This is a genomic window from Motilibacter deserti (assembly GCF_011250635.1).
Lineage (GTDB): Bacteria > Actinomycetota > Actinomycetes > Motilibacterales > Motilibacteraceae > Motilibacter_A > Motilibacter_A deserti.
Genome location: NZ_JAANNP010000048.1, coordinates 8,572 through 13,427, shown reverse-complemented (window position 1 = coordinate 13,427; position 4,856 = coordinate 8,572). Strand labels below are relative to the sequence as shown.

Here is a 4,856-nt window from a genome sequence, read left to right as displayed (position 1 = left end):
TGCTCGCCGCGATCGCCCTGACCCTCGTGACCGTGCTGCTCATCAAGCACGGCAAGCGGAGGTACGCCTGGGTGACCGCCGTGCCGCTCGTGTGGGACCTCGTCGTGACCATGACCGCGAGCTACCAGAAGGTCTTCTCCGACAACCCGGTGCTCGGCTACTTCGCCCAGCGCGACCGCTACCAGGACGCCCACGACGCCGGGGAGCTGCTCGCCCCCGCGAAGACGCCGGAGCAGATGGAGCAGGTCATCACCAACTCCACGCTGAACGGCGTCCTGCAAGCCCTGTTCGCGCTGCTCGTCCTCGTCGTCGTCGCCAACGCCGTCTTCGTCATCGCCCGCGCCTTGCGGACGCGCGGGCCGATCGCCACGACGGAGGAGGCGTACGCGCCGTCCTCGCTCGTGGCTCCGGCCGGGCTCTTCGCCACCGCCGAGGAGAAGCGCCTCCTCGCCGAGCAGGACCGGCTCGCCGATGCGGGTGTTCGATGAACGCCGCTTCGCTCATCGACCACGGGTCGCGGGCGTGGCGAGGCGTGGTGTGGTACCTGCGGGAGTGGAGCGGTGAGGCGCGGTGGGACCGCTACCTCGAGGACTGCCGCCGGCACGGGCACGCCCCGGTCGCGCGGCGTGAGTTCGAGCGTGGACGGGCTGCGGCCGCGGAGCGCGGCGGGCCGCGTTGCTGCTGATCTCCGAATCCGAAGCCAGCTTCCCCTGTTCTCGGGCTAGAAGCTGGCGAGCATCCGGTCCACGAGCGTCAGCAGCTGGGTGCGCCCGGCCGAGGAGAGCTTGCTGGGCGCAGCCCCCTCCACCGCCGACCGGATGCTCTGCAGGGCCGCGCGCTGCGCCTCGAGCTGCCCGCGCAGCTGCGCGGTCTCCGCGGTGTCCACCAGGTCCTCGAGGTCCCGGCGCAGGCTCCCCACCACGCCGCCGGCTGCGACGACGTCGGCCAGATCGACGGAGAAGTAGCGCACCGAGACTCCGGAGACCACGGCGTACGGCTGCGGCGGCGACAGCGGCGGGTTCCCGGCGAACACGATCGGCCGGAACGGCACGGGATTGACGATGGACGGGATCGGCTGGCCGGACGGCCGGAGCCGGGCGGGGACCACCTGGACCGCGGGGCTCACGGCGCCGAAGCAGTAGCCGCGGGCCCGGACGCCGTCGATGACCTGCGGCAGCGCCTCCTGCACAGCCGTCCCGGCCGGGGTGTCGATCGGCCCGTCGTGCATCAGCAGGATGCGGCCGTCCGCGAGGCTGTTGAGGATCGCGTCCCTGATCGTGGCGGCCGGGGTTGTCGGCTGGAAGTCGTTGCCGCCGGCGTTGGCACCGACGTTCACGTATCCGAGTTCGGCGATGACCGCGCGGGAGGTGGCGCTCGAGCCGCCGAAGGGGGCGCGCACGCCGCGGAACGGCAGCGCACCGACCTCGCGCAGGACCTGGTCGGCCGCGAGGATCTCGCGACGTACGTCGGCCGCCGACAGCTGCCCCAGGTTGTCGTGGCGGTAGGTGTGGTTGAGGACCGTGTGCCCCTCCCGCACCTCGAAGCGGGCGATGTGCGGGTTGGCCGCCACGCGCATGCCGATGTCGAGGAAGGTCGCCGGCACGAGCTTCTCGCGCAGGGTGCGGAGCGTCTGGGGGCGGAAGTACGAGGGGCCGTCGTCGAACGACAGCGCCACCGTGCCGCTCGGGCAGCTCTCGTCGACCGCCTGCGCCGGCGCCGGGGCCGCGAGCAGCCCTCCGACCGCCAAGGTGCAGGCCAGGGCCACGCCGTGCTTCCTCATCGAAGCCTCCGCGTCGGGGATGCGCACCCGGGGGCGAACGCGCGCGAGCACGTCGGGGCGAGCGCCGGGAACCCTAGATTCGCCACAGAGGTTCGTCAACTGTCCAGATCTGGACGAACCCGCTCTCCTCGGACAGTGGCTCCGGCCCGCGCGACACCGTGGGCGCCTGCCCGATTGGGGGGAAGCCGCAGACGCAGCGCGCACACGCAGGCAGGATGAGGGCCGAACCGCCGCACGACTTGCAGAGCTCGAGGGAGAGCACTCCATGGCACCCCGTACGACCTCGACCCGCCCACGCCCGGCCGCGCCTCAGGCACAGCCGCAGCGCAGCAACGCCCCGCGCGCCACGTTCGTGGTCATCCTGGCAGCCCTGGTCGTCGCGTTGAGCGGCTGGATCGGCTACACCGTCGGCAAGCCCGACGGGCCGGAGAAGGGCTCGATCGAGGCGATCGCCGCCGAGTTGGGCGCGGAGCAGAAGAAGCAGGCGGCCGAGCAGGCCTCGCAGCTGCTCGAGACGGTGAAGTCTGCGCAGCAGGCCTACCTCCCCATGCTGCGGGACATCGCGGCCGTGCTCCCGGTCGGGGGCGGGCAGCCGACGTTCCCGGCGGCCAGCGAGGTGGCCGGGTGGCAGCAGCAGGCCGCGAAGCTCGCGGACGGCTTCGCAGCGGAGCCGAACGGGACCACGGGCTACAACGTCGCGTACGAGGCTTTCTCCGGCGCCTCGAAGCAGTTCGACCTCGCCCTGCGCACCTTCTCGGCCGCAGTGGACGCCGATCCGCCGGCCCGGGACGAGCTGGCCGCCATGGCGGCCGAGCAGCGCGACGCCGCGGCACGGCTGTGGTCCGCCGGCGCCCAGCAGCTGGACCTGGTGACCATCGACGCCGGGCTCGGGCACCAGCACTTCTATCTGCCGGCCAGCGGTTCGGAGGCCGACATCCCGCAGGAGATGCGAGAGGTCGACGCGGGGACGGGCGGCAAGTAGGCGCCCGCCCCTGTCTCGCGGGCGGCGCGAGCGGCTGCGCGTCGGAGTAGTGCCGGAACCGCTCCGGCTTTAGTAGCGTCTGTCCCAGAGCACCTCGGCGCGCGCCCCACGCGGGCCGACGGTTTGGGAGGTCGCTGGTGGTGTACGGCTCCGGAGGGTGGCCGTCGGTGGGAGCCGACGCGGCGACTCCAGCCGACTCTGCCCTGGTGCGGCGCAGCAACCTCTCGCTGGTCCTGCGCCGGTTCCGCGACGAGGGGCCGCGCACGCGGGCGCGGGTCGCCGACGAGACCGGCCTCAACAAGGCGACGGTCTCCAGCCTCGTGGCCGAGCTCGTCGACCGCGGCCTGCTGCGCGAGGGGCAGATCGAGCGGCTCGGCGCGGTCGGCCGCCCCGGCCAGGTCATCGAGCTCGACGGCCGCCGGGTCTGCGGCATCGGCATCGAGGTCAACGTCGACTACGTGACCGCACTGATCGTCGACCTGGGCGGGCGGGTCGTGGCCGACGAGCGGCTCCCCCTCGACGTGCCCGCCCTGCGCCCCGACGCCGTGCTCGACGCGACGGCGGACCTGGTCGCGCGGGCGGTGTCCGCAGCGCACCGGGCCGGCAGCACCCCCGCGGGCGTCACGGTCGCGGTGCCGGCCCTGGTCGACGTGGGGACCGGCACCCTGCGCTTCGCACCCAACTTCGGCTGGCGTGACATGCCGGTGGCGCGCGCCCTGGCCGAGCGTCTCGGCGAGCCGCCCTATCCGATCCGCGTCGACAACGACGCGAACCTCTCCGCCCTGGCCGAGCACGTCGCGGGCGCAGGTGCCGGGGTGCGCAACCTCGTCTACCTCACCGGCGAGGTCGGTGTGGGGGCCGGCGTCATCAGCGAGGGCCGGCTGCTGCGCGGCAGCGCCGGGCTCAGCGGCGAGGTGGGGCACATGCCCCTCGGTGCGGGCACCGAGCTGTGCGGGTGCGGCCGCCGCGGCTGTTGGGAGACGACGGTCGGACTGGGCGCGCTGCTGCGCATGGCGGCGGACCCGAAGGACCCCGTACGCGACCCCGCCCGCGACGTCGAGGACCGGCTCACCGAGCTGCGCCGCCGCGCCGAGGAGGGCCACGAGCGCACGCTGACGGCGTTGCGCCAGATCGGCACGGACCTCGGCACCGGGGCGTCCGTGCTCGTCAACCTCTTCGACCCCGAGCTGATCATGCTGGGCGGCTACTTCGCCATGCTCGGCGACTTCTTCCTCGCGGACATGACCGAGAGCCTGCGGACGCGGATCGTCGACCCGAACGCGACCCGGTGCGAGGTCGTGCTGTCGACGCTCGGGTTCTCGGCGGCGGCCCGCGGTGGGGCGCACGTCGCGCTCGAGGGCGTGCTCGCCGACCCGACGACGGTCCCGCCTGCCGTGCCGGAGGGGTCCGAGCGCTCGTCCTCGCTGGTCTGAGCCGAGACCCTCCCGATCCGTCAGATCGGGCCGCTCCAGGCCGGCGTCACGACGAGCCAGTAACCACGTTCTGTCCGATATTGCCCCCGTTGCAGAGGACGGTCGGCCGCTCTTAGGTCTCGATCCGATCGGATCCCTTGACGCGGTGCGCCGGGACACGCTTTATTCGCTGCCGCCACCAACTAAGTGGCTGCGACCACCAGAACCATCTCCACGCCGACCGGACGCCCGTCCGGCAGGCAAGGCCGACTCCGTACGCCCGAGAGCGCCCTACGGCGCGACTTCGGCGTGCCCGCCATCGGCCGCAGCACCGCGCAGCGTCGACGCAGAGGTCGACCCGCAGCAGAGGGAGCAGTGCATGAGACAAGTCCTACGTCGCCTGGTCACGGCGGCTATCGGCACCGCGATGGCCGTGCCGGCCGTGGGAGCGGTCACCACCGCTTCCGCGCTCACCTCGCCGGCGGCCGCCGCCGACGAGTACAAGGTCCTCGTGGTCGGCAAGACGCTGGGCTTCCGCCACTCCAGCATCGACGAGGGCACGCGCGCGGTCATCGCGCTCGGCCGCTCCAACGGCTTCACGGTCGACGTGTTCGACCCCGCGCAGACCGCCGCGTCGATCCCGGGCGGCACCAAGCTCGAGACGACGCCGTTCACCACCGCG

General features: G+C 73.0%; 5 protein-coding genes and 1 pseudogene. 5 read left to right on the top strand and 1 reads right to left on the bottom strand.

All coding sequences use genetic code 11. The annotated features are described in order from the left end of the window. Window positions 1-488, top strand: a 488-nt coding sequence (locus G9H71_RS18140; protein ID WP_331273091.1) for a carbon starvation CstA family protein, incomplete at its 5' end; no start/stop codon positions are given. Next, window positions 485-685, top strand: a complete 201-nt coding sequence (locus G9H71_RS18135; RefSeq protein WP_166284202.1) for a YbdD/YjiX family protein — start codon at window positions 485-487, stop codon at window positions 683-685. The genes G9H71_RS18140 and G9H71_RS18135, both read left to right, overlap by 4 nt. 36 nt (window positions 686-721) lie before the next feature. On the opposite strand, the gene G9H71_RS18130 is transcribed toward G9H71_RS18135, so the two are convergent. Next, on the bottom strand, window positions 722-1,780 hold the full coding sequence (locus G9H71_RS18130; protein WP_166284201.1) for a polysaccharide deacetylase family protein: 1,059 nt from the start codon (window positions 1,778-1,780) through the stop codon (window positions 722-724). 265 nt (window positions 1,781-2,045) lie between these two features. Here G9H71_RS18130 and G9H71_RS18125 point away from each other — a divergent pair, with 265 nt between their 5' ends. From G9H71_RS18125 to G9H71_RS18115, 3 genes and pseudogenes are all read left to right on the top strand, one after another. Further along, window positions 2,046-2,762, top strand: a complete 717-nt coding sequence (locus tag G9H71_RS18125) for a hypothetical protein (RefSeq protein ID WP_166284200.1) — start codon at window positions 2,046-2,048, stop codon at window positions 2,760-2,762. A 206-nt stretch (window positions 2,763-2,968) separates the two neighbouring features. Beyond that, window positions 2,969-4,195, top strand: coding sequence for an ROK family transcriptional regulator (locus G9H71_RS18120; protein WP_331273090.1), 1,227 nt, complete (start codon window positions 2,969-2,971; stop codon window positions 4,193-4,195). 358 nt (window positions 4,196-4,553) lie between these two features. Beyond that, window positions 4,554-4,856: pseudogene (locus tag G9H71_RS18115) on the top strand (ThuA domain-containing protein); the annotation flags it as partial.